This window comes from Nonomuraea sp. NPDC049655 (assembly GCF_044465465.1).
In the GTDB taxonomy this organism is placed as follows: domain Bacteria; phylum Actinomycetota; class Actinomycetes; order Streptosporangiales; family Streptosporangiaceae; genus Nonomuraea.
This window is the reverse complement of the sequence record NZ_JBITLS010000001.1, coordinates 646,726-672,308: the sequence shown is the minus strand read 5'-3', so window position 1 is coordinate 672,308 and position 25,583 is coordinate 646,726. Positions and strand designations below refer to the sequence as shown.

General features: G+C 73.3%; 22 protein-coding genes. 13 read left to right on the top strand and 9 right to left on the bottom strand.

The window, feature by feature from the left end; genetic code table 11:
- A complete protein-coding gene (locus ACIBQ6_RS03050; RefSeq protein ID WP_397209901.1) occupies nt 1-2,700 on the top strand; it encodes a M48 family metalloprotease in 2,700 nt (899 codons plus the stop codon).
- On the opposite strand, the gene ACIBQ6_RS03045 is transcribed toward ACIBQ6_RS03050, so the two are convergent.
- Together ACIBQ6_RS03045 and ACIBQ6_RS03040 are read right to left on the bottom strand one after the other, a co-directional pair.
- Nucleotides 2,701-4,752, bottom strand: coding sequence for a SpoIIE family protein phosphatase (locus ACIBQ6_RS03045; RefSeq protein WP_397209900.1), 2,052 nt, complete (start codon nt 4,750-4,752; stop codon nt 2,701-2,703). It lies immediately after the preceding gene.
- 80 nt (nt 4,753-4,832) lie between these two features.
- The gene (locus ACIBQ6_RS03040; protein WP_358293506.1) at nt 4,833-5,390 is read right to left on the bottom strand and encodes a TIGR00730 family Rossman fold protein; all 558 of its coding nucleotides are present in this window, start codon (nt 5,388-5,390) and stop codon (nt 4,833-4,835) included.
- A gap of 107 nt (nt 5,391-5,497) precedes the next feature.
- Between ACIBQ6_RS03040 and ACIBQ6_RS03035 the strand changes: the two genes are divergently transcribed.
- Nucleotides 5,498-6,403, top strand: a complete 906-nt coding sequence (locus ACIBQ6_RS03035) for a polysaccharide deacetylase (RefSeq protein WP_397209899.1) — start codon at nt 5,498-5,500, stop codon at nt 6,401-6,403.
- Nucleotides 6,404-6,444: 41 nt separating this feature from the next.
- On the opposite strand, the gene ACIBQ6_RS03030 is transcribed toward ACIBQ6_RS03035, so the two are convergent.
- A complete protein-coding gene (locus ACIBQ6_RS03030; RefSeq protein WP_397209898.1) occupies nt 6,445-7,944 on the bottom strand; it encodes an alpha-L-arabinofuranosidase B in 1,500 nt (499 codons plus the stop codon).
- A gap of 281 nt (nt 7,945-8,225) precedes the next feature.
- Entirely contained in the window at nt 8,226-8,678 is a 453-nt protein-coding gene (locus tag ACIBQ6_RS03025; RefSeq protein ID WP_397209896.1) for a hypothetical protein, read from the bottom strand.
- 126 nt (nt 8,679-8,804) lie between these two features.
- On the opposite strand from ACIBQ6_RS03025, the gene ACIBQ6_RS03020 reads away from it, so the two are divergent.
- From ACIBQ6_RS03020 to ACIBQ6_RS02985, 8 genes are all read left to right on the top strand, one after another.
- Nucleotides 8,805-9,101: a phosphopantetheine-binding protein gene (locus ACIBQ6_RS03020; RefSeq protein WP_352353844.1), complete on the top strand. Its 297-nt coding sequence runs from the start codon at nt 8,805-8,807 to the stop codon at nt 9,099-9,101.
- Nucleotides 9,094-10,275, top strand: a complete 1,182-nt coding sequence (locus tag ACIBQ6_RS03015; protein WP_397209895.1) for a cytochrome P450 — start codon at nt 9,094-9,096, stop codon at nt 10,273-10,275. The genes ACIBQ6_RS03020 and ACIBQ6_RS03015 overlap by 8 nt, the downstream gene beginning before the upstream one ends.
- Complete coding sequence (locus ACIBQ6_RS03010) at nt 10,272-11,546, top strand: condensation domain-containing protein (protein ID WP_397209894.1); 1,275 nt, start codon at nt 10,272-10,274, stop codon at nt 11,544-11,546. The genes ACIBQ6_RS03015 and ACIBQ6_RS03010 overlap by 4 nt, the downstream gene beginning before the upstream one ends.
- The gene (locus ACIBQ6_RS03005) at nt 11,539-12,918 is read left to right on the top strand and encodes an amino acid adenylation domain-containing protein (protein ID WP_397209893.1); all 1,380 of its coding nucleotides are present in this window, start codon (nt 11,539-11,541) and stop codon (nt 12,916-12,918) included. The genes ACIBQ6_RS03010 and ACIBQ6_RS03005 overlap by 8 nt, the downstream gene beginning before the upstream one ends.
- A gap of 105 nt (nt 12,919-13,023) precedes the next feature.
- Nucleotides 13,024-13,623 carry an RNA polymerase sigma factor gene (locus tag ACIBQ6_RS03000; RefSeq protein WP_397209892.1) on the top strand — a complete coding sequence of 200 codons (600 nt, stop codon included), beginning with the start codon at nt 13,024-13,026 and terminating at the stop codon, nt 13,621-13,623.
- Nucleotides 13,616-14,503, top strand: coding sequence for a hypothetical protein (locus ACIBQ6_RS02995; RefSeq protein WP_397209891.1), 888 nt, complete (start codon nt 13,616-13,618; stop codon nt 14,501-14,503). Before ACIBQ6_RS03000 ends, ACIBQ6_RS02995 begins: the two co-directional genes overlap by 8 nt.
- A 118-nt stretch (nt 14,504-14,621) precedes the next feature.
- Entirely contained in the window at nt 14,622-15,182 is a 561-nt protein-coding gene (locus ACIBQ6_RS02990; RefSeq protein WP_397163979.1) for an RNA polymerase sigma factor, read from the top strand.
- Nucleotides 15,179-16,156, top strand: coding sequence for a hypothetical protein (locus tag ACIBQ6_RS02985; RefSeq protein WP_397209890.1), 978 nt, complete (start codon nt 15,179-15,181; stop codon nt 16,154-16,156). Before ACIBQ6_RS02990 ends, ACIBQ6_RS02985 begins: the two co-directional genes overlap by 4 nt.
- A 41-nt stretch (nt 16,157-16,197) precedes the next feature.
- Here the strand turns inward: ACIBQ6_RS02985 and ACIBQ6_RS02980 are convergent, their stop codons facing one another.
- Entirely contained in the window at nt 16,198-16,911 is a 714-nt protein-coding gene (locus ACIBQ6_RS02980; protein WP_397209889.1) for an SDR family NAD(P)-dependent oxidoreductase, read from the bottom strand.
- Nucleotides 16,908-17,333: a hypothetical protein gene (locus tag ACIBQ6_RS02975; RefSeq protein ID WP_397209888.1), complete on the bottom strand. Its 426-nt coding sequence runs from the start codon at nt 17,331-17,333 to the stop codon at nt 16,908-16,910. The genes ACIBQ6_RS02980 and ACIBQ6_RS02975 overlap by 4 nt, the downstream gene beginning before the upstream one ends.
- A 230-nt stretch (nt 17,334-17,563) precedes the next feature.
- On the opposite strand from ACIBQ6_RS02975, the gene ACIBQ6_RS02970 reads away from it, so the two are divergent.
- Complete coding sequence (locus ACIBQ6_RS02970) at nt 17,564-19,417, top strand: serine hydrolase (protein WP_397209887.1); 1,854 nt, start codon at nt 17,564-17,566, stop codon at nt 19,415-19,417.
- A 111-nt stretch (nt 19,418-19,528) separates the two neighbouring features.
- A complete protein-coding gene (locus tag ACIBQ6_RS02965; protein WP_397209885.1) occupies nt 19,529-20,806 on the top strand; it encodes an NAD(P)/FAD-dependent oxidoreductase in 1,278 nt (425 codons plus the stop codon).
- Nucleotides 20,807-20,816: 10 nt separating this feature from the next.
- Here ACIBQ6_RS02965 and ACIBQ6_RS02960 read toward each other — a convergent pair whose 3' ends face one another.
- The 3 genes from ACIBQ6_RS02960 to ACIBQ6_RS02950 all read right to left on the bottom strand — a co-directional run bounded on the left by ACIBQ6_RS02960 (nt 20,817) and on the right by ACIBQ6_RS02950 (nt 24,312).
- Nucleotides 20,817-21,800 (bottom strand): BtrH N-terminal domain-containing protein, encoded by a 984-nt coding sequence (locus ACIBQ6_RS02960; RefSeq protein WP_397209884.1) that lies wholly within the window; start codon nt 21,798-21,800, stop codon nt 20,817-20,819.
- 62 nt (nt 21,801-21,862) lie between these two features.
- Complete coding sequence (locus tag ACIBQ6_RS02955) at nt 21,863-23,305, bottom strand: MFS transporter (protein ID WP_397209883.1); 1,443 nt, start codon at nt 23,303-23,305, stop codon at nt 21,863-21,865.
- 188 nt (nt 23,306-23,493) lie between these two features.
- Nucleotides 23,494-24,312, bottom strand: coding sequence for a S1 family peptidase (locus tag ACIBQ6_RS02950; RefSeq protein ID WP_397209882.1), 819 nt, complete (start codon nt 24,310-24,312; stop codon nt 23,494-23,496).
- 191 nt (nt 24,313-24,503) lie between these two features.
- Here ACIBQ6_RS02950 and ACIBQ6_RS02945 point away from each other — a divergent pair, with 191 nt between their 5' ends.
- Nucleotides 24,504-25,568, top strand: coding sequence for a serine hydrolase domain-containing protein (locus ACIBQ6_RS02945; protein WP_397209881.1), 1,065 nt, complete (start codon nt 24,504-24,506; stop codon nt 25,566-25,568).
- Nucleotides 25,569-25,583 lie beyond the last annotated feature (15 nt).

Genomic DNA, 25,583 nt, shown 5'->3' with positions numbered 1-25,583 from the left:
GTGGGCCCGCCCGCCGGCCCCTTCCGGCAGGCGACGGCGCGGGCCGGCACGCCCGCGACGCCGCCTCCTCCGCGGCTGGACCCGTTCGCGCTGCCGGCTGCGACCACGGCCCGCTTCCTGCTCATGATCGTCGTCGCGGTCACCAGCGCCGTGCACCTGTACCTGGTCCTGCTCGACCGGTACGCCGCCGGCAGCCCTGACCGCGGCTATCGTGCCTGCGCCCTGGCCGCGGGATCCGGCGCGGGAGGGATCCCCGACGGCGTCCTGGTCTCGGCCTACATCGACTGTGTCCAGCGGTATTCGGCGCGCACCGGGTGGGTGGTGATCGGCATGGTGGCCGGGCTGCTGGCGGTGGCCGTCGTGATCCACCTCCTGCACCCGCGCCTGGTCATGCTCTCCGGTCCCCGACCGCTGGCGCAGTTCGCGGTGGACGAGGGCATGGCCGCCGTGGTGCGGCGCGTCGAGGACACCGTACGGGCCCTGGCCCCAGGGACGGAGGTGTACGTCGCGACCCTGCGCGCGAGCGCGAGCGGCCGGGCCTTCGGCCGTCGTCCCCGGTACCGGATCATCCTCGACCTCGGACTGCTGCGCGCGGCCGACGCCGATCCCGGGCAACTCGACACCGTCCTCGCCCACGAGCTGGCCCATCTGCGCAACAAGGACGTCGGCCTGACCACGTTCGCCTTCGCGGTCTGGTGGGCGTACCTGCTGGTCGTCGCGCTGCCCCTGCTGCTGCTCGCGGCGGTCGAGCCGGGCCTGCTCACCGTCCTGCCGTGGCGGCTGGCGGCCGTGCTGGCCCTGCTGTGGTTCGCCCGCACCTCGGTGCTCAGGACCAGGGAGTACTACGCCGACCTGCGCGGCTGCGCCACACCGGACGGCGAGCGGCTGCTCCTGGACACCCTGGGCCCGTCACGGCCGCACAACCGGCGGCGCCGACGGGACCGGGGACCGTGGTCCTTCCACCCGGGCGACGAGGAGCGGGCGGGCGTCATCCGCGGCGCGCCCCGGCTGTTCCGGATCGGCGTGGTGGAGTCCGCGGCCGCCGGCGCGCTGCTCGGACTGGGGTACTCGCCGTGCGTCCAGCTCGTGGAGATGACCTTCACAGTGCCCGTGGCCTCCCCGTTCAGCCCGGCGCGCCTGGCCGTCGGGGTGCTGTTCGGGGCGCTGGCCACCGGGGCGGTCGCCGGCACCGTGTGGCGGGCCGGGCTGCTGGCGCAGGCCACGCACACGCGTCCGCCGTCCACGCTGCCCGCCGCGCTGGCGCTGACGGCGGGGACGGTGACCGGTCAGCTCGTCGCGCCGCCGCTGGCGACCGCGGCCGGCTCGTGGGCCGACGTCCTGGCCGGCTCCCCCGTGATCGCGGTCGTGCTGGCGGCGCTGCTCGCCGTCCTGTTCCAGCTCATGCTGAGGTGGGCGGTCCTGTGCGCGTCGGTGTGGCTGCCGCTGGCCCGGCGGGTCCGGACGGCCGCGCTGGCCGGCTCGGCGCTGTCGGCGGTGATCTTCGGGGCGTGGCTGAGCCACTGGTTCGACATGATCGCGTCGATGATCGACAGCGCGGCGAGCTGGGACATTCTCTGGTACGGCCTGTACACCGCCGCTGTCAGCCCGGCGTTGCAGCTCTGCGTCATGCTGGCCTGCGCCACCGCGTCGATCGGCTGGGCGGTGCGGCGCGGCCTGCCGCCCCGGCCCCTCGCGGCCGTCTGGCGGGACGCCCCGCCGAGCCGTCTGGCGGCCCCCCGCATGCCGCTGCCGGCGGTCAACGTCACCGCGCTGGCGATCTGCCTCGTCTACGCCGGGGTGATGATCCCCTTCTACGGATGGCTGCGCTCGGTCCTCGGCGGCATGCCGCCCAAGGGGGCCGTCCCCACGGCGGAGGCAGCCGGTCACTTCACCCCGTTGCTGATCGTGGCGGTCATCGTGGCTCTGGCCGGGGCGTTCTGCTTCGGCGTGGCGGCCGGAGGGCGGGGCGGCACCGCGCCGGTCGTGGCGGGCGCCGGGGTTCTGATGTTGCTCGCCGTGTTCGGCCTAGGAGCGCTGTTCGTGGCCCATCTGGTCGCCGCGGTGTGCGGCGCCGAGTTGTTCTCCTCCTGCATGGCTTCTTTTCCGCGCGTGTTCGACCTGTCGCAGAGCGGGCCGTTCTTCTCGGTCGGGTTCGCCGGGCTGATCGTCGTGGGCGCCGCCGCCGCGTGGCTGGGCAGCGCCCTGCGCGGCGCCGCGCAGGCGCTGTCCGCCGCGGGCCCCCGGCCTTGGGGAGCGCGTCCGTGGAACGGCGTCACCGGGCGGCCGGTCGGCGCCGTGTTGTCGCTCGTCCCCACCGCGCTCGCCACGCTGCTCTTCGGCTACCTGGCCGTCAACATGGTGGCCGCCGCGGGCGGCAAGCCGGTGGCCGTGGATCGCGCGGCCGTGACCCGCGAGCTCAGCGCGGCTCCCCGGGGTCCGGTGCCGCCGGCCCGCGCCTGCTCGGCCGTCGACGCGGTCAGCTCCGGACTGCTGTTCACCGACACCCTCGACGACTTCTCCCGCGTCATCGCGGGCATCGCCAGGAGCGCCGGGTACGCCATGGCCGCGCGCGACCCGGCCGTCCAGGCCATGGGACGCGAGACCGCGGCCGCCCTGCTGGCCGGGGACTCCGCACGGGCGATCCTCGACCATAACGCTCTGCGCAACCTGTGCGTGGTCACGGGCGTGCTGCCCTCGTGATCACTCCTCCCGCGCGGGCGGCAGCCGCAGGGCGATGACGGCGATGTCGTCGAGGCCGGTGCTGGGCAGGCCGCTGAGCACCTGGTCGCAGAAGCTCTCCAGCGGCTCGGCGGCGAGCGACTCCGCCACCCGGCGCAGCCGTTCGAGACCGAGGTCCAGGTGCTCGCCCGACCGCTCGATGAGCCCGTCGGTGTAGAGCAGCAGCGTGCTGCCCGGCGGCAGCGGCTCGGTCCAGGAGGCGCGGGTCTCGTCGTCGAAGAAGCCGAGCAGCGGGCTGACGGCTTCCTCCAGGAAACGTCCGTGGCCCTGGGCGGTGACCAGCAACGGCGGCGGATGGCCGGCCACCGCGAACCGCAGCCGGTGGCCGCCGTCGCCCTCCTCCACGCGTGCGAACACGCACGTGGCCGTGACCTCGGAGGACAACGACCCCATCGCGACGTTGAGCCGGGTCAGGATCTCGCCGGGCGGCTCGCGGCGGTCCATCGCCAGCGCCCGCAACATGTTGCGCAACTGGCTCATCAGGACGGCCGCCGACAGGTCGTGCCCCGCCACGTCGCCGATGACCAGCGCCGGGACGCCGTCGGGCAGGACGAAGGAGTCGTACCAGTCGCCGCCCACCTCGGCAGCGCTGGGGCTGGCCCGGTAGCGGGCCACGATCCGCAGGCCGGGCAGGCGCGGCGGCTCGGCGAGCAGGCTGTACTGCAGGGCCAGCGCGACCTGCTGGGTGCGCTGGAAGCGGATGGCCCGGCTCAGGGCGTCATGGGCGTGGCCGAACATGTTGCCCAGCAGCGTGATGTCAGCCCGGTTGATCGCCGGACGGTCCCCGCACGTCACCACCCCGACCACGGCGGGCACCGCGCCGTCGACCACGACCGGCAGGACCAGCATGCTGTTGGCGCCGCTGGCGGCCAGCCACGCGCGGGTGCCGACCGGCGCCAGGTCGGGCGGCGGGCACCCGGCGGGGAACGTCTGGAGCACGGGCCGCCGCCGGCGGACGACCGCCACGAAGGCGTTGCCGTCGTCGAGCTGCTCCTCGCTGTACGGCGACAGCGGCACCAGGCCGCGACGTACCGCGGTGACCAGCCGCTCGACGACGAACGGCGTGCCGCCGTGCCGCTCGCCGGTGAGGTCGGTGATGAGGTAGACGCCGCAGCCGTCGGCCAGCTCGGGCACGATGACCTCGGACAGCGCGCCGAGCATCTCCTCCAGGCTGGTGAGCTGGGCCGTGGCCGCCGCGGCGCTGTCGAGCAGGCGCTGCCGCCGCTGCTCCTGCCACTGCTCCTCGATGTCGGTGCACGACCCCACCCACTCCACGACCTGGCCGTTCTCGCAGATGGGCACGGCCCGCATCTGGAAGTGCCGGTAGGAGCCGTCGGCGGTGTGCAGCCGGTAGACGTGCTCCCAGGTCTCGGTGGCCCTGCTGACCGCCCCGGCCCACGACCTGATCGTGTCCTGGCGGTCGTCGGGATGGACCATCCTCAGCCAGCCCTGCCCGCGGTGCCCCTCCCACGGCTGCCCGGTGACACGCTCCCAGCTCGGGCTGGGCTCCTTCACGTAGCCGTCGCGGGTGGTCACCCAGACGATCTGCGCGCTGACCTTCATCAGGCTCTCGTAGCGGCGCAGGATGCGGCGGCGCTCCTCGGCCAGGGCCTCGATCCGGCGGGCCGCGGTGACCTGGTCGGTCACGTCCATCACCACTTCGAGCACGCCGTAGTCGCCCGGCCCGAAGACCACGCGCGACAGGCTGGAGGTGAAGAACCGCGGCTCCTCGCACTCCGGCCCGACGACGTACTCCGGCTCCGCCGTGGTGACGAACGGCTCGCCGGTGGCGTAGACCCGGTCGAACTGCTCGCGGAAGTGCACCTCGACGAACTCCGCGAACGCCTCCTCGATCGGCAGGCCGGTGCGGGTGTCGGCGAACAGGGAGCGGTAGGCGGCGTTGGTGTAGACCAGGCGGTGATCGGGGCCGCGCGCGACCGCCACGCCGACCGGCGCCGGTTCCAGCACCTCGAACGCCAGCCCGCTGCCCGCGGGCTCGCCGTCAGCCCCCATCGTGACCTCCCCCGACGGCCACAGCCTCCCTCCCCCCTACCCGCGCACGATCCGCCCCGAACGCGCGCCGCGGGGGCCGGTCAGCCGCCGGCGCCCGGCGGGACCAGGCCCGACTGCTCCTCCAGGTAGGCGATCGCCCCCACGGCCTCCTCGGCGAAGAACACCAGCTCGGTGAGGGGCAACGGCAGGAAGCCCTCCGCCTCCATGCGCTGGAACTGCTGCTTGAGCCCGTCGTAGAAGCCCGCGGTGTTCAGCAGCACGACCGGCTTGCTGTGCAGGCCGTGCTTGCGCAGCTCCAGGATCTCGGTGGCCTCGTCGAGCGTGCCGCTGCCGCCCACCATGATGACGAAGCCGTCGGCGCGGGACAGGAGCTGCGCCTTGCGCTCGGCCAGGTCGCGGGTGATCATCATCTCGTCGGCGCCCGGACGGGCCTTGTGCGCCAGGAACTCGACCGAGACGCCCACCAGGCGGCCGCCGGCCTCCTGCACGCCGTCGGCCATGACCTTCATCAGGCCGCTGTCGGAGCCGCCCCACACCAGGGTGTGCCCGCCCTTGCCGATGAGCTCGGCGAACTCGCGGGCGGGGCGGGTGTAACGCTCGTCGAGGTCGGCGGCGGAGCAGAAGACGCAGATGTTCACGCCGTCACTGTAGGCGAACCTGTCCAGGCCAGGGCACCTGGGAAGGATCTGCCCAAGATCCGTCGAGCCCGGTGCCCGTCCGTCATGGCGGGGGTACGTCCTGGTCCATGAAGAAAGCCATCAACGTCTGCTTCGGCGTGGACGTGGACGCCGTGGCGGGCTGGATCGGCTCGTACGGCGGCCAGGACTCGCCCAACGACATCCAGCGGGGCGTGTTCGCCGCCGAGGTCGGGACCCCGAGGCTGCTGCGCCTGTTCGCCCGCGAGGGGATCAGGACGAGCTGGTTCGTCCCCGGGCATTCGGCGGAGTCGTTCCCCGACCAGATGCGGCGCATCGTCGAGGCCGGGCACGACGTCGGCGCGCACGGCTACATGCACGAGAACCCGGTCGCGATGTCGGCCCAGCAGGAGGAGGACGTCCTGGCGCGCAGCCTGGAGGTGCTGGACAAGGTGCTCGGCGTCCGGCCCCGGGGCTATGTGGCGCCGTGGTGGGAGATGTCCGCGCGGACCGTCGAGCTGCTGCTGCGCTACGGCTTCGGCTACGACCACTCGCAGTCCTACCGCGACTTCCAGCCCTTCTACGCCCGCAAGGGCGAGCAGTGGACGCACATCGACTACGAGCAGGCCGCCTCGTCCTGGATGAAGCCGCTCGTGCCCGGCCAGGAGGTGGACCTGGTGGAGTTCTCGGCCAACTGGTACCTCGACGACCTGCCGCCGATGATGTTCATCAAGAGCTCGCCGAACAGCCACGGCTTCGTCAACCCGCGCGATCTCGAACAGCAGTGGCGCGACCAGTTCGACTGGGTCTACCGCGAGCTGGACTACGCGGTCTTCCCCGTCACGCTGCATCCCGACGTCAGCGGGCGTCCCCAGGTGCTGCTGATGCTGGAGCGGCTCATCGCGTACATGCGCGGGCACAAGGGGGTCGCGTTCATGTCGATGGCCGAGGCCGAGATCGACTTCCGCGCCCGTTTCCCCTTCGACGGGCGGGCGCGCCCGGCCGACATGCACTGAGCCGTCCCCGGCCGCCGGCCGGGGACGGCTCGGGCCCCCGCCTAGGCCCAGGGCGGGCCGACGACCCAGCTCACGTCCGCCGCCCAGGAGGCGGCGTTGTCGAAGGTGTGCGAGCCGCCGTTGCTCGCGATGTAGACGGTGTTGTCGTAGTGGCGCAGGAACCGGTCGGGGAAGTTGGCGGCGGCGAACGACGTGCCCTGGCCGCTCTTGCCGGCCTGCGGGCAGAAGGTGGCGTCGGCGGCGAACAGCGCGCTGCCGTCGTCGTGCTGCCGGTACAGCTGGTAGTTGCGGTGCCGCAGGTAGTCGCCGGGGTAGTTCCGCGACTCGAACGACACGCACGACGCCCCGGCCAGGCCGCTGCGGACGATCCACGTGGCGTCGCTCCTGTCCAGCGACGAGCTGCCGGAACCGATCACCGACGTGACGACCTGGTCTTTCTGGTGGCGCAGGTAGCGGGTGGTGCAGCAGGCCGTGGTCGCGCGCAGCGAGACGGACGCGCCGGGGGTGAGCGTCCCGTCCGCGCCGCCGCCCGCGGTGGTGTAGCCGGCGGCGACGATGTTCGCCTGCACGGCGTTCTCGGTGGCGTTCGAGGGGTAGCCGGCGGTCATCACGCCCTCGTAGAAGGTGCCCGCGGAGCCGTTGCTGTTGTCGCCGCCGATCCCGAGGATGATCGCGCCCTCCTTCTTCATGGGGTTGTAGCCGGGGGCGTTGGGACGGGGGCCGTCGTAGTAGGTGGACAGGCCGCCGGACTGGGCGTTCCCGGCGCGGATCGCCCAGTGGTTCGGCTCGCCCTTGACGACGGCGGTCAGGTAGCGGTGGCTGACGCTGGGGTCGCCCGGGTTGTAGCCCGGGTTCACGCCGGAGAACAGGCCGTTCTCCAGGTCGGCCATGACCCAGGGGCCGTTGCCGGTGCCGTAGCCCCAGACCTTGATGTCGCCGAAGTAGATGGCCTCCATGGTGCCGTTGCCGTTGTCGCGGCTGTTGGTCTCGGCGTTGCCGTAGTCGAAGCAGCAGCCGCCGTTGTGGTGGGTGCCGTCGAAGACGGCGTACATGCCTTCGGGCTGGTCGCCCTTGGCGATGCCGTTGGTGACGTTGTCGCGGTAGCCGGTGCCGGGGGTGACGCGCACGCCGTACGCCTTGTGGCCGTTGACCATGGTCGGGGCGGCGGTCGCGATCGCGAGGTTGTCGTACCCGCCGGGCGCCGGGCCGGGGAAGCCGCCGGGGGGCGCCTGGGTGAGGTGGTTGCCCCGTCCGGACTGGTCGTAGAGGACCGTGATGAGGCAGGTCGTGCCGGCGCAGAACGTGTCCTGGGCGGCGGCGTCGGCGTAACCGCCCGCGGCGAGCAGGCCGATGTCGCGGGTGGCGTTGTCGGAGGAGCGGCGGACCTGGTAGAGCGGGCCGTTGTAGGCGGCGTACAGGGCGCGGGTCGTGCTGTGGGCCGCGACGCAGGGCGTGCCGCCGGCGGCGTAGATGTCGCACGACTGCTGGGCGGCGGCCAACGCCGCCGAGGGGGCGCCGGCGAGCAGCCCGGCGACGAGCACGACGGCGGCTCCCGCCTTTTCGAGAATGCTTGATCCGGACCGGGACCTCATCAATGGACCTCCGCTTTCCTCGGAAATTCCAGGCATGAGAAGGCGCACTCGCGCACGCCAGAAATGCCCACCCGACCTGCTGCGTCACCGAATAGACGGCGGCGATGTTATCGCTAACATAATTACCGGCAAGAACCTCCGGGCATACGTAAGGGACTTGACCGGCCCACTATGAAACGAAATCCCGCAACCCGTCAAGCTCTGTTCTGCTCGTTTTCAGCGGGCCCGGCTCACGCCGTTTCACACAGCCGCACCACGACGACCGCATCGGACTTCAACCGACCGGCGTAGGCGTCCGCCTGCATCCGGTGGGTGCCGGCGCTCCAGAGGGAGCCGACGGTGAGTGACGCCTGCTTCCAGGCGGGCGAGCTCATCAAGAGGCGATCCGGCCCGTCCGCGCCGTCCTGCCAGCCGCGCCGCCGCAGGCGGTCGTGCGCCAGGCGCAGGGCCTCCTCGAAGGTGGCGGCGCCGAGGTCCAGCACCACGATGTCCTCGACCTGGATCGTGCCGTCATGGGCCAGCTCCGCCTGCTCCTGTCGCACTGTCCGGCCGATCTCCCGGACCTGGGCGAGGGCCGCCGGGTCGGCCTGGAGGCGATGGGGGAACCACTGGGTTCCGCAGGCGGTGAGGGCGGCCGACAGGCAGAGGGCCAGCAGCGCGTTCCTCGTGCGCGGACCGTTCACGGTCACCTCCCGGCGGGAGTCTAGCCGGGCGGAGGGCGGGGGTGATCAACGGATTCTCAACGGGGGCTCAACATCCTTGGGGGCAGGGTGGCCGGGTCTTCGCGTTCACCTCACCACGGAGCTGGGATGACCACTGTCACGTCACGGGACGACCTCGAACTGGAATCGGCGTACGAGGCTCCGCGCACCGACATCGAACGGCGGCTGGCCGGCCTGTGGTCGGCCAAGCTGGGCGTCGCGCCCGTCGGCATCGAGGACGACTTCTTCGAGCTGGGCGGCGACTCCCTGCTGGCGGCCGACGTGCAGTTCGCGATCGACCGGGAGTTCGGCTTCGAGGTGCCCGCCTGGACGCTGTTCCTGTCGCCGACCATCGCCGAGCTGGCCGAGGTGATCGGCTCGCCGGCCCCGCTCGACCATGCGTGACCTCGCCGACCCCGGCCTGTTCGAGGCGGGCGGGCAGCACGAGACCTGGCGGTGGTTGCGCGAGAACGACCCGGTGCACCGGCACGACCGGGGCTTCTGGTCGGTCACCCGGTACGCCGACGTGGACCGCGTCCTGCGCGACCACACGTGCTTCACCAGCGAGCGCGGCACCCTGCTCAACCTCCTGGGCCGCGACGACCCGGCCGCCGGGCGGCAGCTCGCCGCCACCGACCCGCCCGAGCACGACCGGATGCGCGCCCCGCTGCAGAAGGTCATGGGCATGCGCTCGGCCGCGGCCTACGAGCCGTCCGTCATCGCGGCGATCACCGCCCTGCTCGCCCCCGGCCTGGACGGGCCGGAGTTCGACCTGGCCGCCGCCGTACGGGGGCTGCCGCTGGCGCTGGTCGGGCCGCTGCTGGAGCTGCCCCGCGACGACCGTCCGCGCCTGCTGACGCTGGTCATGGCGGCCAGCGCCGAGGACGACCCCGACTTTCAGCTCGCCGGCGACGCGTCCGGGACGCTGCGCCGGGCGCACCGCGAGCTGTTCGCCTACTTCCTGCACCTGGTGCGGGAGCGCGCCCGCAAACCGGGCGACGACCTGATCAGCCTGATGGTGTCGCAGGACGGCGGCCGGATGGACCCCGGCACCGCCGTCTCGAACTGCTACAGCCTGCTGCTGGGCGCGAGCGTCACCCTGCCGAACGTGGCCAGTTCGACGGTGTTCGAGCTGGCCAGGGGCGGCGGCTACCGCGATTGGGCCGGCCGTCCGGACCTGCTGCGCGACGGGGTCGAGGAGGCGTTGCGCTGGGCGTCGCCCGGCAGTCACTTCATGCGGCACACGACCCGGCCGGTGCGGCTGTCGGGCGTGGAGCTCGCGGCGGGCGAGCCCGTGGTCGCCTGGATCGGCTCGGCCAACCGCGACCCCGCCGTCTTCGCCGACCCCGACACGTTCGACCCGGCCCGCACGCCCAACCGCCACCTCGCCTTCGGCAGCGGACACCACTACTGCATCGGATCCCACCTGGCCCGGCTGACGCTGCGGCTGTTCTTCGCGACGCTCTTCGCGACCTTCGCCGACGTCGAGGTGGCCGGCGAACCGGTCCGGGTGCGATCGACCTTCCTCACCGGTTTCAAGAAGCTGATCATCTCGGGGACGCCCAGGAGAGGCCAATGACGACAGAGATCCCGTTCACCTACGCCCAGCAGCTGCTGCTCGGGCTGGAGCAGGCCGTGCCGGGGAGCGTGGTCAACTCGACGTTCATCGTGCGGGCGGCCTACCGGGTGGCGCACGAGGTGGACGCCGGCGTGCTGCGCCTGGCCGTGGACGACGTCGTGGCCAGGCACGACGCGCTGCGCACGGCCGTGTCGCGCGACCCGGACGGCGAGGTCCGGGCGCGGGTGCACGAGAGCGCGCCGGGCCGCCTGCTGGTGCACGACGTGGACGACGAGGACGCCTTCCTCGCGATGGCCACCGGATCGGCGTACCCGCCGGAGGAGCCGCCGTTGTTGTGGGTGCACCTGGGCCGGTGCGCGGACGGCACGAGCCTGCTGGTGATCGTCGCCCACCACCTCACCTCCGACGCCTGGTCGCTGCCGCTGCTGGCGCGCGACCTGTCGGACGCCTACACCGCCCGGCTGCGCGGCGGGCCGCCGCCCGGCTCCGCCGTCATGGGGTACGCCGAGGTCGCCGCCGACGACTTCTCGCCCGCCTGGGAGCGGACGATCACCGACGCGCTGCCGTACTGGAAGGAGCGGCTGGACGGCGTGGCGGAGCTCGCCATGCCGGTGCCGACGCCCGGCAGGCGCGGCGACCAGCGGACGTGCCGCTTCACCGTGCCCGGCCCGCTGTGGCGGGACCTGGGCCGGGTGGCCCGCCGCCGCCGGACCACGCCGTTCACCCTGCTGCTGACGGCGTTCACCGCGTCGGTCTGGGCCGGGCGCCACGACGCGGTCGTGCCGGTCATCACCGCGGGGCGCAAGCCGTCGGAGTGGTACACGGCCGGGTTCATGCTCAACATGTTGTGGCTGCGGATCACCACCGGCGACCCCGCCGACCTGGACGAGCTGAGCCGCCGCGCCGACGAGGCGTGCCGGGCGGCCTACCGGCACGACGTGCCGCTGCTGCGGGTGCTGCCCGAGGCGCCGGAGCTGGCGGCCGTGATGTTCGACCCGTCGGAGGTCGTCGAGCGCGCCTTCCCGGTGTTCCAGCTCATCCCCAGGACGCCGTTCGCCCCCACCGCCGAGGACCCGGCGCTGGTGCTGACGCCCGTGCCGGAGGAGCGGCAGCCCGCGCCCGTGATGCCGGTGCACCTGCTGTGGTCGATGCGGGTGGACGAGGAGGTGGTCGGCATCGTCGCCTACGAGGCCGCGATGTTCGGCCGGGACTGGGTGGAGGCGAAGGTCGCCGGGTTCCTGCGCGTGCTGGAGCGGCTGGCCGATGCTTGAGCTCATCGAGCCGCACCTGGGCGGCGCGGCCACGGCGATCGCCGACCGCGAGGGCGAGCTGTCCTACCGGGACCTGGACCGGATCAGCGCCGGGCTGGCCAGGGTGTTGCTGGACGCGGGCCTGCGCCCCGACGAGCCCGTGGTGATCCACGCGCATCTGTCCCGGTGGGCGGTGATCGGCATGCTCGCCGTCCTGCGGGCCGGCGGCCGTTACGTGGCCATCGACGCCGCCTTCCCCTTCCAGCGCCAGCAGGACGTCGCGCAGGCGTGCGGGGCCCGGATCGCGCTCATCGAGCCCGACATGATCGTCCCGCTGACCGGCCCGGCCCGGCGCGTGGAGATGTCCGGCACGGAACTGCCGGACGGGCCGCTGCCCGCGACCTCGGCGCGGCTCGCCTACACCTGCTTCACCAGCGGCTCGACGGGCACGCCGAAGCCCGTCACCGTCTCGCGCGCCGCCCTGGCCTGGTCGACCGGGGCCCGGCTGGCCCACTACGCGGCGCCGGTCACCGGGTTCCTGCTGTGCTCGTCCATCTCGTTCGACAGCTCGGTCGCCGGCATCTACTGGACGCTGGCCTGCGGCGGCAGGCTGGTCATCCCGAGCCAGCGCCCGTCCGACCTGGCCGCCGTCGCGCGCTTCGCCGTCGAGCACCGGCCCTCGCACCTGCTCATGGTGCCGTCGTTCTACGGGCTGGCGCTCCGCAACGGCCTGGCCGACGCGTTCGGGTCGCTCGGCACGGTGATCGTCGCGGGCGAGACGTGCCCGCCCGCGCTGGTCGGGGAGCACTACGCGGCGCTGCCCGGCGCGGTGCTGCACAACGAGTACGGCCCCACCGAGTGCACCGTCTGGAGCACGGTCCACCGCTGCCTCCCCGAGGACGCGGCGGCGGCCCGGGTGCCGATCGGCCGCCCGGTCCCGGGGGCGCGGGTGTCGATCGCCGATCCCGGCCCGGACGGCGTCGGGGAGCTGGTGATCTCCGGCCCCGGCCTGGCCGAGGGCATCGGGGACGCCTACCGTACCGGCGACCTGGTCTCCCTGCGCCAGGACGGCGAGCTGCTGTTCCACGGCCGCGCCGACCACCAGCTCAAGCTGGGCGGCGCGCGGCTGGAACGGGCGGAGATCGAGCACGCCATGGCGGGCTTCCCCGGCGTGCTGGCCGCCGCCGTCGGGGTCGCGCGGGCCGGTTCCGGACCGGCCCGGCTGAAGGGCTACCTCGTCACCGGCGAGGACCGGATCGACCGCCGGGCCCTGCGCGCCCACCTGCTGGACCGGCTGCCGATCGTCGCCGTCCCGACGGTGTTCCAGCGGCTGGACGCGCTGCCGCGGCTGCCCAACGGCAAGGTCGACTACAACGCCCTCGACGGCGGCTGACCGCCTCCCGGGATGATGGGGGCGTTCCGTACGCGGTCGCCGGGAACCGCTCGCGGCCGGTCAGGCAACAACAGTTGTCCTGATTCATCGCCGAAAGGCCACGAAGTGAGCGCCCCGAACCCTACGGAAGGTGATGACGCCTCCCATGTCCAACGCTCCCTGCACGAACCGGAAGCCTTCGCCGAGCTGTTCCGCCGGCACGCCTCCGGCATCACCCGGTACGTCACCAGACGGCTGGGGGCCGACGCCGCGGACGACGTCGTGGCGGAGACGTTCCTGACGGCGTTCCGGCAGCGCGGCCGTTACGACCTGTCCCGCCCGCACGCCCGTCCCTGGCTGTACGGCATCGCCACCAACCTGATGGGCCGCCACGTGCGCACCGAGGTGCACCAGCTTCGCGTGCTCGAACGCACCGGCACCGACCCGGTCACGGCCTCCTTCACCGACCGCAGCGACGACCGGGTCAGCGCCGCCGCTGCCCGCCGCCGCCTGGCCGGGGCGCTGGCGACGCTGCCCCGGGGGCACCGGGACGCGCTGCTCCTGGTCGCCTGGGCCGGGCTGACGTACCCCGAGGTCGCCGAGGCGCTGGACGTACGCGTCGGAACCGTGCGGTCGCGGATCAACCGGGCCAGGGAGAAGTTGCGCGGGGAGCTCGGCGGAGTCAACCCCATGGCCATCGTCAGCGAGGAGCCCGTCCATGAATGAGATGACCGAGCTCGAACGCCTCCGCTCCGAGGTGCCCGCGCCCGCCGCGGACGCGCTGGCCGCGCAGGAGGGCCGCTTCCTGGCCGCGCTGGCCGCGGAGGGGGACCGCTCCCCGGCCGCGCCGCGCGTTCCCCGGCGCGGCCGCTTCCTGCTCGCGGGGCTGCTGGCGGCCGCCGTGCTCGCCGCCGTGCTTGCCGCCGTGGCCGTGCTGGGGCCGGTGGTGGCCGGTCGCGACGCCCGTCCCGCCGCGTACGCCAACGCCGCCATCGACATCGAGCTGCGCGGCGACGAGTACGTGGCCACGATCAAGGACCCGTTCGCCGACCACGCCCTCTACAACGAGGCGTTCCGGGCGATGGGCCTGGACGTCGCCCTCGACCTGCGGCCCGCGTCCCCCACGGCGGTCGGCGAGGTCTTCCGGCTCGGCTTCAGCGGCACGACCGAGAGCGACCGCATCGGCGGCACCCTGCGTCCGAAGGGCTGCACCCCCGGACGGCCCGGCTGCGCTCTCACCGTCACCGTCTCCAAGGGCTTCGGCGGCAAGGGCGTGCTCTACCTGGGCCGCCCCGCCAGGCCCGGCGAGCCGTACCAGAACAACGCCGACGCCGGCCGGAAGGGCGAGGCCCTGGAGGGGTACGTCGCGGACGGCCGCACGGTCGCCGAGGTCCTGGCCGAGACGCGCAGGCGGGGGCTGGAGGTGACGTTCCAGATCATCGAACCCGCTCCCGACGGGAACGGCTTCTCGGTGAACCCGCGCGAGCAGTCGGCGAAGGTGGGCGGCCACTGGGTGGTGTGGGCCGCCGAGCCGCAACGGCAGGGCGCGGTGCGGCTCCTAGTGTCGGAGAAGCGCGTGCCGAGGAACCCGGTGAGCGGCGAGTGACCTCGCGTCTCCTCTCACACCTCGCGCTATTTCCGGCGAAATGATGGCCCATGAGCGCACATAGGCAGAGGTGTCCGAACAAATGATTCGATGAGGAGATCCGCCATGGGAACCGCCCGTGGATGACGAGCGGTCGGCCAGGTTCGAGGCCGCCTACGACCGGGCCTACGGCCAGATCACCGCCTACGCCGTACGCCGGTGCGACTCGCCTCAGGACGCCGCCGACGTGGTGGCCGAGACCTTCACCGTCGCCTGGCGGCGGGTGGACGAGCTGCCGGAGGGCCCGGAGGCCACCCTCTGGCTGTACGGGGTGGCGCGCAAGGTGCTGGCCAACCACTTCCGGGGCGACAACCGCCGTAGGGAGCGCACGGCCGAGCTCGACGCCGAACTGGCCGACCGGTACGGCCACTCGCCCGACACCCAGGTCGAGCTGGACGCGATCGGCCGGGCGTTCCGCAGCCTGCCCGACGACGACCGGGAGCTGCTGTCCCTGGTCGCCTGGGAGGGGCTGGAGCGCGAGGAGATCGCGAAGGCGCTGGGGCTGTCCCGCAACGCCGTGCGCATCAGGCTGCACCGCGCCCGCAAGCGCCTGTCGCGCGCTCTGACGTCGGCGGGCGTGCACGTCACCGCAGAGAGCCGGCTGGTCCCGGCGGAGAGGCCGTTGGGGGGAGCGCTGTGAAGGACACCGAGAAGGACACCGTGAAGAAGGTCGACGAGATCGCGGCGATCAGGGCGTTGGCCCGGGTCGCGCCGGGCGAGCGGGCAGGTGAGCCGTCCGGCGCGGGGGCGCGGGCGCTGCTGGCCGCGATCACCGCCGAAGAGCCGGGGCCGGGGCCGGGCCCGGCCCCACGGGTGCGGCGGGGCGTCAGGCCGAGGCGGCTGGCGTTCGGGCTGGCCGCCTCGGTCGCGCTGGCCGCGGGTGTGGTGACGGTCCCGATCGCGCTGAAGGACGGCGCGCCCACCTCGTGGGCCGTCAACCTGGACGACGGGACGGTGACGATCCAGATCCGCGACTTCGACGACGCGCCGGAGCTGGAGCGGCGGCTGAAGGAGCTGGGTGTGCCCGCGATGGTGGACCACGTCCCCACGGGCATGATGTGCCGCGAACCGCGCGGGAAGCACGTGGAGAACATCCCACGCGGTCTCTACAGCGTGCCGGAGAACATCCCGGGCGAGACCGAGGGCTGGCAGATGCGCATCAACAGCAAGCTGTTCGGTCCGGGCCAGACGTTCGTCTGGACCATCAGCGGCAAGACCGGCATGACCACGACGTACCTGATGGAGGGCCCGGTGTCGCCCTGCGAGCCGGTGCCCGCGCCCACGCCGCGGCAGATCGAGCCGGAGTTCCGCGTCGCCACCGACAAGGGCCGCTCGCTGGCGGGCCTGCGGGTGGACGAGAAGACGGTCGGCGAGGTGCTGCCCGAGCTGCGGAAGCGCGGCAAGAAGGTGATCTTCGCCGTCATCTCCGTCCCGCCCGGCAACCCGGGAGGGTACGGCATCGACCGCACCCAGAGCACGCCCGTCGGCGACAACTGGGTGGTCTGGGAGGCGGAGGAGAACGCCAAGGGGGTGATCCAGCTGCTCGTGACGGAGGAGCGCCTGGACAAGAACCCGGTCTACGGCGGCCCCCGCGACGCGGTCATCAAGGACTGACCGGCGGTCCCGCGCGCCTCCCGGGGAGGCGCGCGGGACGGTCACCAGGCGAGCGGCCCCTCGGCGTCGAAGTAGCCGCCGGTGGGGCCGTCCGGTCCCACCTGGGCCATGCGCACGATGATCTCGGCGCCCTGCTCGACGGTCTGCCGGCCGCTGTTGCCGTTCAGGTCGGTACGGGTGAAGCCGGGTTCGACCGCGTTGATCCGCATCTGCGGGAACGCCTTCGCGTACTGGACGGTGACCATGTTGACGGCCGCCTTCGAGGCCGGGTAGGCGACGCCCGGGTAGGGATAGCCGGGCCTGCCGGGGTCGGTCATCCGGGACAGCGAGGCCAGGCCGCTGCTCACGTTGACGACGACCGGCGCGCCGGATCGCCGCAGCAGCGGCAGGAAGGCGTGGAGCACGCGCACCATGCCGAACACGTTCGTCTCGAACGTGCGCCGCATCATCTCGGCGGTCACCTCCGCCGCCCCGGCCACCACCTGGCCGTCGTCCCCCATCTCCACCTGGATGCCGGCGTTGTTGACCAGCACGTCCAGCCCTCCGTCCGCCTCGACGGCCCGCGCCGCCGCCGCCACGGACGCGTCGTCGGTGACGTCCAGCGCCACCGCCCGCGCGCCCAGCCGCTCGGCGGCCAGCCGTCCACGTCCGGCGTCCCGGCTCGCGACGTAGACGGTGTGCCCCGCGCCGACGAGCCGCCGCGCGGTCTCGAACCCGAGCCCCTTGTTGGCCCCTGTGATCAGTGTCGTCGTCATGGACGCGACGCTAGGAATTCGAGCGCGCTCGAAGTCAATTCGCCCTGATGGTCCTTGGCACGGGCGCACCGGCGCACCTCGAGGACGACGGCGACGCTTCGTACCTGCCGGTATCCGCCGGGGCCGTACTCGTCAGGTGTCGGCTCGCCGACGTCGGAAACCTGCACGTCGGCCCATGTGTCCAGCGGGTCGTCGGGCCAGCTGTGGACACGCCGGTAATGAGCCGGCGCCGACAGAAGACGGACCGCTTCGTCGTCACGGGCGGCGATGGCCGCCAGATACGCGCGCACCACCACATCGGCGGCCGCGTCCCTCTTCGGCATGGTGACCGGCGGCCCCTGCGCGACGGAGCAGGTGGAACAGCCCGCACCACAGCACACCAGGAGCAGGGCGGCCAGCGTCGCGAGCAGCTTTCTCATCATCAACCCCTCGTCCTTCCCGCTCCTACGGCCGAATGCGGGGAGAGGGCGTCATCGATCTCCTCCGCCTGTTCCGATGCGCTGATCATGATCCATCAGATCGACCCTCATCGCATGGAATTGACCCGATTCGGATACACCCCCGCCCCCCGCCGGAGCCGGTCGCGGTTGGCCCTGGCCGGACATCTCTGCCAAGATCACCGTGTTTCGCCCCGCCTTGACCGAGGAGCCCTGTGGACAGGAGACGTTTTCTCACCCTGACCGGTGTCGCCGGACTGGCGGCCGCCACAGTGCCCGCCACAGTGCCCGCCGGGCCCGCCTTCGCGGCGGCCTACCCGTCCGCGGACGCCGGGCTGACCGCCGAGGCGCATGCCAAGCTGGCCGAGCTGGCTCCCTACGGCGTCACGGCGCTCGCCTTCACGCCGTCCGGCGGCTGGGTCATGGTCACGCAGGACGGGCGGTACTTCGCCCGCGGCATCCCCGACGCCTGCTTCACGGAGTTGGGGGCGCTGGTCAAGGCCGGCCGGAAGGTCAACGCCATCGCCTTCCCGCCGGAGGGCGGCGACCGCTGGGTGATCACCACCGACAAGGGCGTGTCGTCCCGCGGCCTGCCCGCGGCGTGCCTCAGCCGGATCAAGGCGTACTACACCGCCGGGCAGCAGGTCGTGGACGTGGCCTTCCCACCCGCCGGGGGCGACCGCTGGACGGTCGTCGCGTCCGGCGCCTTCCAGGCCAACGGCGTGGACGACGAGTGCTACCAGATGATGCGCAACCTGACCCAGGGCGGCCGCCGGCTGACCCGCGTCGCCTTCCCCAAGGCGGGCGGCTGGGCCCTGGTCGCGCAGGACGAGTTCCACGCCCGCGGCATCGACGACGCCTGCTTCGCGAAGATGAAGAGCCTGGCCGGCGGCGGCTGGCAGCTGCACAACGTGGCCTTCCGGCCGGGCGGCGGCTGGGCGCTGTGCTCCCGGGGCAAGGCGCCCGCGCTGCCCGCCGACCGGGTGCGCCAGTTCGAGAACGCGGTCGGCGGCTCGACCATCTGGCAGCGGATGAGCGCGTACAAGACGCCGGGCGTGGCGGTCGCGGTGGTCGTCGGCAACAAGATCGCCTGGTCCACCGGCTACGGGCGGCTCGCCGCCGGCGGCGCCCCCGCCGCGCACCCGGAGAGCGCGTTCCAGGCCGCCTCCATCAGCAAGGCCGTGGCCGCGGTGGGCGTGCTGCGGCTGCTCCAGACGCGCAAGATCGCGCTCACCGCCGACGTCCGCCCGCATCTCGGCTGGACGCTGCCGGCCCGCTCGTGCGTGTCACCGACGGCGGTGCCGACCGTCGAGCAGCTGCTGACGCACCGGGCCGGGGTCGTCGGGCGCGGCTCCACCTCGCCCGCCGGAGCCTGCTCCGGCTTCGACGCCGGCGGCGGCGGCTTCGCCGGGTACGGCGCCGCCGCCACGGTCCCGTCACTGCTCCAGGTCATGAACGGCGAGGGCAACTCCCCCAGGATCGAGCTGTCCACGGAGCCGGGCGCCGAGTACCACTACTCCGGCGCCGGGTACGTGCTGCTGCAGCGCATGGTGGAGGAGCTGACCGGCAGGTCGCTGGCCGACTACATGGGCCAGGAGGTGTTCGCCCCGCTGGGCATGGCGGGCAGCTCGTACGCGCTCTCCCCCGCCTTCGAGCTCGCCTCCGGCCACACCTCCACCGGGACGGTCATCCCGGGCGGCCACAACCGGTATCCCGAGTCCGCCGCCGCCGGCCTCTACACGAACGTGCTGGACCTGTGCCGCCTGGTGTCGTACCTCAACCGGGCCTGGACCGCCACCGGCGACATCGCCGGGCCGCTCACCCGCGCGTCGGTGCGCTCGCTGCTCACCGAAGGCCCGCAGCCCGGGATGGGACGCGGCCTGTTCGTCGCCGGCTCCGGCACCCAGAACTTCTCCTACACCCACGACGGCTCCAACTACGGCTTCAGATCGGTGTTCAAGGGCTATCCGGAGCTCGGCGCGGGCTACGCCGTGCTGGCCAACGGCAACGACACGGCGCTGGTCAACGAGGTCGCCGCGGCCGTCAGGTCGGTCTACGGCTGGGCGTAGGGCACGGCGAGGCGGCGAGGGCGTCCCTCAGCAGTCGTCGGCCTGGGCCACGCCCAGGCCGATCACGACTCGCCGCGTCTGAGCTGCGAGGTCGCGGGTAGGGCCCCTGGCATGGACAACGAGCGGAGAGCGGCTGGGACCGTCATCGTCGTGGGGGCCGGGATGGCGGGGCTGGCCTGCGCGGTGCGGCTGCACGAGGCCGGTGTGCCGGTACGGGTGCTGGAGGCGTCCGACGGGGTGGGCGGCCGGGTGCGCACCGACGTCGTGGACGGGTTCCGGCTGGACCGCGGCTACCAGGTGTTCAACACCGCCTACCCCGAGGCCCGCCGGCTGCTCGACCTGGACGCGCTCGACCTGCGCCCGTTCGCCTCGGGCGTGATCGTCCAGGGGACGCGGGCCAGGGCCAGGGTGATGCTGCCGTGGCGGCATCCCCGGCACGCGCTGAGCGGGCTGCTGACCGGCCTCGGCACGCCGCGCGACGACGCCGTGCTCGCCGCCCTCACAGCCCGTGACCTGGTGCTGCCCGCGTCCCGGCTGCGCGGCGGGCCCGACCGGCGCACCGACGACGAGCTGCGCGCCTGGGGCATGTCGGAGAAGATGATCGACTGCCTGATGCGTCCCTTCCTGGCCGGGGTGCTCCTGGAACGCGACCTGGAGACCTCCAGCCGGATCTTCCACCTGTTCTGGCGGTCGTTCGCGCGCGGCACCATCGCGGTGCCCGCCCTGGGCATGGGCGAGATCCCGCGCCGGCTCGCCGACCGGCTGCCGCCGGGCACCGTCACGCTCGGCGCCCGTGTCATCGAGGTGAGCCCCAGCGGCGTGCGGCTCGCCGACGGCGCCACGGTCGTGGGCCGGGCCGTGGTGGTGGCCGCCGACCCGGCTGCCGCGGGCCGCCTGCTGAGCGGGATCGAGACGCCGGAGATGCGCGCGGTGACCACCTTCTACCACGCCGCGCCCCGCTCCCCCATGCGCGAGCCGATCCAGGTCGTGGACGCCACCGGGGCCGTCACCGACACCCTGGTGCTCACCGACGCGGCCCCCGGGTACTCCGCCGACGGGCGGGCGCTGGTGTCCACGTCGGTCCTGGGCCTGGCCGACGACGAACGCGCGGTCCGCCGCCGCCTGACCGAGATCTACGGCGACACCTCCGGCTGGGAGCACGTGGCGACGTACCAGGTGCCGGCGGCGCTGCCGGCGATGCGGCCGCCGTACCCGCTGCGCAGGCCCGTGCGGCTGCGGGCCGGCCTGTACGTGTGCGGCGACCACCGCGACACCGGCTCCCAGCAGGGGGCGCTGGTGTCCGGCCGGCGCGCGGCCGACGCCGTGCTCGACGACCTTCGGTCGCTGCGCGCCGAAAGCCTGGCCGCCCTCGACCGGGCGGCGCTCTAGCGGCCCGCGCTCACAGCTCGCGCAGGGCCTGCATGGCCTCGCGTTCGATGCGCGCGAGGTCGTGCAAGACGGTCCCGGCCTGTTCCAGGTACGCCGCCTCGCGCCCCTCGCCGGCCTTGGCGATCAGGGCGGCCACGTCCGTCCACAGGGCGGCGGCCTCAGCGTACAGGCGGTGGCCGGCGCGCAGGCGGTCGTCGTCGACGAATCCGGCGCACTCGCCGAGGAAGTCCCGGTAGAGGGCGCGGAACAGGCCGCCGCCGGTGCCGCCCCTCTCCATGAGGAGGGCGGCCGTCGACAGGTCACGCGCGGGCTCGGCCACGCGGTCCAGCCACTTGGGCACCAGGCGGGCGGCCTTGTCGATGCCGCGGTGGCCCAGGTTGGCGATGGGCGCGGCGAGGAACGCCTCCGCGCACGCCCTGATCGCCGGGACGGCCCGCTCCCGCCAGGCGGGCGGGCCGCCCGGCAGGGTGAGGGTGAAGGACCGGTTCCTGGCGGTCATCGGGCCGCGTTCGGACCGCGCCGCCGCCAGGCTGTCCCGGCTCGTCCGCACCGCGCCGCCCTGTTGCGCGGTGTCCACCAGGTACGCCTGCCGCTCGTCGTAGCCGTACATCGCGACGACGTGGCCGCCGAAGTGCACCTTCGAGCCGAAGTAGTCCAGGTGGTGGCTGTCGAGCTGGAGGCCGACCGGCAGGCCGTCGTCGATGCGGGCGGCCACGTTCTCCCAGGCCCTGCGGGCCGAGCCGGTCTCGGCCACGTCCAGGGTCAGCCCGAGCCTGGCGGCCAGGTTCCTGGTGAGCTCGAACGGCTTGACCCGGCCGCCCAGGAACGGGACGTCCATGCCCTTGGCGTCCCAGTAGACGAAGGACAGGCCCGAGCCGAGCCCGAACAGCATGGGCTCGGACAGGTCGAGCCCCTGGTGGCGGAGCAGCACCCCCAGCGCCGTCGTCTCGCAGTGCTCCATGCCGCGAGCCTCGATGCCTTCCACGATGGTCATGCGTCGCTCTCCTCTGGCCGGTTCGATCATCGGGCGCGGGGCCGCCGGCCGGTCCGGCCCCGTCAGGCAGCCTGCGGCCTCCCACGGGGGGAGAGTCCATCGTCCCGCTCCCGCCGCGCGGCCCGGTGGGCGGTGAGGGCGCCGGTCGCGCAGAGGGCCGCGAAGCCGAACAGCACGTACCGGGCCGAGTCGAGCATGGAGGCGCCGCCGAGGTTGACCAGGATGCCGGCGACCGCCGTGCCGAACGCGACGGACAGGCTGGTCACGGTGGCGATCGCCGCGGCCGCCCGGCCGCCTTCGGCCGGGTCCGGCGTGCCGGTCAGCACGGCCACGGACAGGTGCGGGTAGGCCAGGCCGATCCCCGCGCCGGCCGCGAACAGCACCGGCACCCAGACCAGCACCAGCCATCCCGGCGGGTCCGTACGCTGCATCAGCCCCTGGACGAGCAGACCGGCCGCGAGCAGCAGCGGGCCGGCCACCCGCAGCCGCCGCACCGCGCGCCGCCCGCCCACGGACGAGCTGCCGATCTGGGTCGCCGACCAGCCGAACGAGACGGCCGCGGCGAAGAACCCGGCCACCAGCGGCGGCAGCCCGGCCAGCCGCTGCGCGAACAGCGGCAGGAACGACTCGACCGCGACGCCGAAGGTCAGCATTCCGATCGTCAGGTAGACCCACTTCAGCGGCGAACCCGGCCGGTAGGTCTCCGCCGGGAGGACCCTGTGCTCGCTGCGCCGCTCGTGGACGACGAACCCCACGGCCGCCAGCAGCGCCACTGCGAGGACGGCGGTCTTGGCGAGCGTGCCGGCGACCACCGCCGCCACGCTCACCGCCCCCGCGACCGCCGTCACCAGCAGCGACGAGCCCACCGGCACCCGCACCCGGCCGGCACCGCCGTCGCGCGACGCGTCGCCCCGGCCGCGCAGGGCCCGCGGGACGACCAGGCCGCAGCCGGCCCCGAGCACCGCCATCGCCGCGAACGCCGGCCGCCACGCCCCGAACTGCGCGAACAGCCCGCCGAGCGCCGGTCCGGCGAAGTTGCCGACGCCGTACATCGCCGACATGAGCGCGGTGCCGCGCGTCCAGAGCCGGGCCGGCAGGGCCGACCGGACGACGGCGAACCCGAGCCCCGACAGCAGCCCGGCGCCGAGCCCCTGCACCCCGCGCGACACCAGCAGCACCGCCATCGCCGGGCTCACCGCGCAGGCCAGCGAGCCCGCGGTGAACGTGGCGAACCCGGCGAGGTAGGAGCCGACGGTCCCCCACGCCGACAGCGACCGGGCGGTGAGCATGGTGGCGATCACCATGGCGACCAGGTAGACCGTCATGTTCCAGGCGTAGAAGCTCGCCCCGCCGAGCTCGGCCACCGCGGTCGGCAGCAGCCCGGCGGCCAGGTAGATGTTGATCGCGCCGGCGAGCACTCCCCCGGCCGGCACGACGGCGGCCCCGAGATGCTCCCGTCCCAGCAGCTCCCGCCAGGTGGCGGGGGCCTCCTGCGCGCGGCTCATCCGCGTGCCTCGGCCGTGCGGGCGGGCGGGGGCGGCGGCGGGACCGGCGTCCCGTGCGCGGGCTCGGTTTCGGTTCTCATGACTTCAAGGCTGTCGTTGAACCGCTCCCGGAAGCTTCGCGCCGGCTGCGGCGGGCGGCGCTGGGCCTCTGGGTGGCGCGCCCTCAACCGCCGGTGCAGCCCCGCCGGTCAGCTGTAGGCGCGGATCGTCCGGTCGAGCCACTCCGCGTATGCCGGCACGCTGGTGTACAGACCGGGGCCTTCCGCGCAGGACGGGCTCTTGGCGCCGGGCCCCGAGGTGACCCCGATGAGCTCCCATCGGCCGTTCCTGCCCCGCTGCAACTGCGGGGAGCCGGAGTCGCCGTTGCACGCCATCGCCTTGGGCACCCGGCTGACCGTGCACAGGCGGGTGCCGCTCGCGTATCCGGGCCCGCACTCGGACGGAGCGCCGCGGCGCGTGTCGAGCTGGTTGAGCCGCGGGGACATCTTCCAGTCGGCCGGGTCGGGCTTGGACTCGGTGACGCCGAAGCCGATGATCCGGGTCGGGGTGCCGGGCCGTCCCGGCCGCGCGGCGATCGGCACGGGCTTCTGGGTGACCGGACGGTCGAGGCGGACCAGGGCGATGTCGTTCCTGTTGGGCGTGTTCTGGGAGTAGCGGGGGTGGAGCACGGCCTGGGCGATCTCGCGCACCTCCCCGCCGGACTTGCGCTGGTCGCTGCCGACGCGGACGGTTCCCTTCGGGATCGACCCGATCTCCATGTCCAGGCAGTGGGCCGCGGTCACCACCCACTGCGGCGCGATCAGCGCCGCTCCGCACACGCCGTCCGTGAGCCCCATGGCCGGGGCCTTGATCGGGATCGAGGCCATGAACGGGTACGCCTCCGTGGCCTTCCCGCCGTTGACGATCGCCCCGGCGCCGCCGGCGGTGACGGCGAGACAGGCGGCGCCCGCCACGGCGACGACGGCGGAACGGCCCAGGACACGACCCAGCGATTTACGACTAAACAACGGATTTATCCATTTCAGTGCGTGATTACGATGAAAACACGCTATCTGCGAAGAATTCGCCCGCATCAGTACGCCAGCACGCCAACCCGCGGTAGGGACAACCCCCCTCACGACGTGCTGTGGTTTTCCGCAGCAGGACTGGGCGGAGCACCGCATTCCGCCGTACGGCCGATCTTCCTAACGTTGACCGCATGATGCAGACGATGATGAACGTGCTGGTGGCGGCGACGATGGCGGCGGGCGCGCCGGGCGCCGGAGTGGGCAAGGAGCTGGCCGGGATCGTGGCGGGACAGGGCGCGACGGCGGCCCTGGCCCGGGTCACCGACGAGCGCGGCACCTGGACGGGCGCGGCGGGCGTCCGCGACGTCGAGCGCGGCGGACGCCCCTCGCCGGGCAGCTACTTCCGGATCGGCAGCGTGACCAAGACCTTCGTCGCCACCGTGGTGCTCCAGCTCGTGGACGAGGGGAAGCTGAAGCTGGACGACCCGATCGGCGACCACCTGCCCGGCCTGGTCCCCGGCGGCGACCGGATCACGGTCCGCGGCCTCCTCGACCACACCAGCCACCTGTACGACTACATGAGCGAGCCCGGCTACTCCACCAACCGCTGGCGCGGCGAGGCCCGTTTCCGCTCCTACCGGCCGGGCGAGCTGCTCAAGGTGGCCTTCGCCAAGAAGCTCCCCGACGACGGCAAGTGGCACTACTCCAACACCAACTACGTGGTGCTCGGCCTGCTGGTGGAGAAGCTGACCGGCCACACGTACGGCGAGGAGGTCGCCCGCCGGATCCTGCGCCCGCTGGGCCTGCGCCACACGCTGGTCCCCGGCGACCGGGCGGGCCTGCCGTCCCCCCACGCCAAGGGGTACGAGCCGATGCCCGGCCTCGTGGACGCCACCCGGATGAACCCCTCGCTGGACTGGGCCGCGGGAGAGATGATCTCGACCGCCGCGGACCTGGAGCGGTTCATGTCCGCCCTGCTGGGCGGCAGGCTCACCAGCGCCGCGTCCCTGAAGGCCATGCGCACGACCGTCGAGACGGGCGCCGGGTTCCGCTACGGCCTCGGGCTTCAGGCGTACGCGCTGCCGTGCGGCACGGTGTGGGGGCACAGCGGGGAGCTGATCGGCTACCTGACGTTCGCGTTCCGCTCGGACTCGGGCAAGTCGCTGACCCTGTCGCTCAACCCCTCGACCAGGAACCCGTCCACGGCGGAGATCATGGGCATGGCCGTCAAGGTATTCTGCGGGACCGCGGGCTGAGCAGGCCCCCGAGAC

Coding starts and splice junctions, on each gene's coding strand:
- ACIBQ6_RS02955 (WP_397209883.1), bottom strand. CDS start 23,305: ATGAGCCGCGCGCAGGAGGCCCCCGCCACCTGGCGGGAGCTGCTGGGA.
- ACIBQ6_RS02975 (WP_397209888.1), bottom strand. CDS start 17,333: ATGATGAGAAAGCTGCTCGCGACGCTGGCCGCCCTGCTCCTGGTGTGC.
- ACIBQ6_RS03035 (WP_397209899.1), top strand. CDS start 5,498: ATGAAGAAAGCCATCAACGTCTGCTTCGGCGTGGACGTGGACGCCGTG.
- ACIBQ6_RS02995 (WP_397209891.1), top strand. CDS start 13,616: ATGAATGAGATGACCGAGCTCGAACGCCTCCGCTCCGAGGTGCCCGCG.
- ACIBQ6_RS03015 (WP_397209895.1), top strand. CDS start 9,094: ATGCGTGACCTCGCCGACCCCGGCCTGTTCGAGGCGGGCGGGCAGCAC.
- ACIBQ6_RS03020 (WP_352353844.1), top strand. CDS start 8,805: ATGACCACTGTCACGTCACGGGACGACCTCGAACTGGAATCGGCGTAC.
- ACIBQ6_RS02960 (WP_397209884.1), bottom strand. CDS start 21,800: ATGACCATCGTGGAAGGCATCGAGGCTCGCGGCATGGAGCACTGCGAG.
- ACIBQ6_RS03005 (WP_397209893.1), top strand. CDS start 11,539: ATGCTTGAGCTCATCGAGCCGCACCTGGGCGGCGCGGCCACGGCGATC.
- ACIBQ6_RS03045 (WP_397209900.1), bottom strand. CDS start 4,752: ATGGGGGCTGACGGCGAGCCCGCGGGCAGCGGGCTGGCGTTCGAGGTG.
- ACIBQ6_RS02980 (WP_397209889.1), bottom strand. CDS start 16,911: ATGACGACGACACTGATCACAGGGGCCAACAAGGGGCTCGGGTTCGAG.
- ACIBQ6_RS02945 (WP_397209881.1), top strand. CDS start 24,504: ATGATGCAGACGATGATGAACGTGCTGGTGGCGGCGACGATGGCGGCG.
- ACIBQ6_RS03010 (WP_397209894.1), top strand. CDS start 10,272: ATGACGACAGAGATCCCGTTCACCTACGCCCAGCAGCTGCTGCTCGGG.
- ACIBQ6_RS02965 (WP_397209885.1), top strand. CDS start 19,529: ATGGACAACGAGCGGAGAGCGGCTGGGACCGTCATCGTCGTGGGGGCC.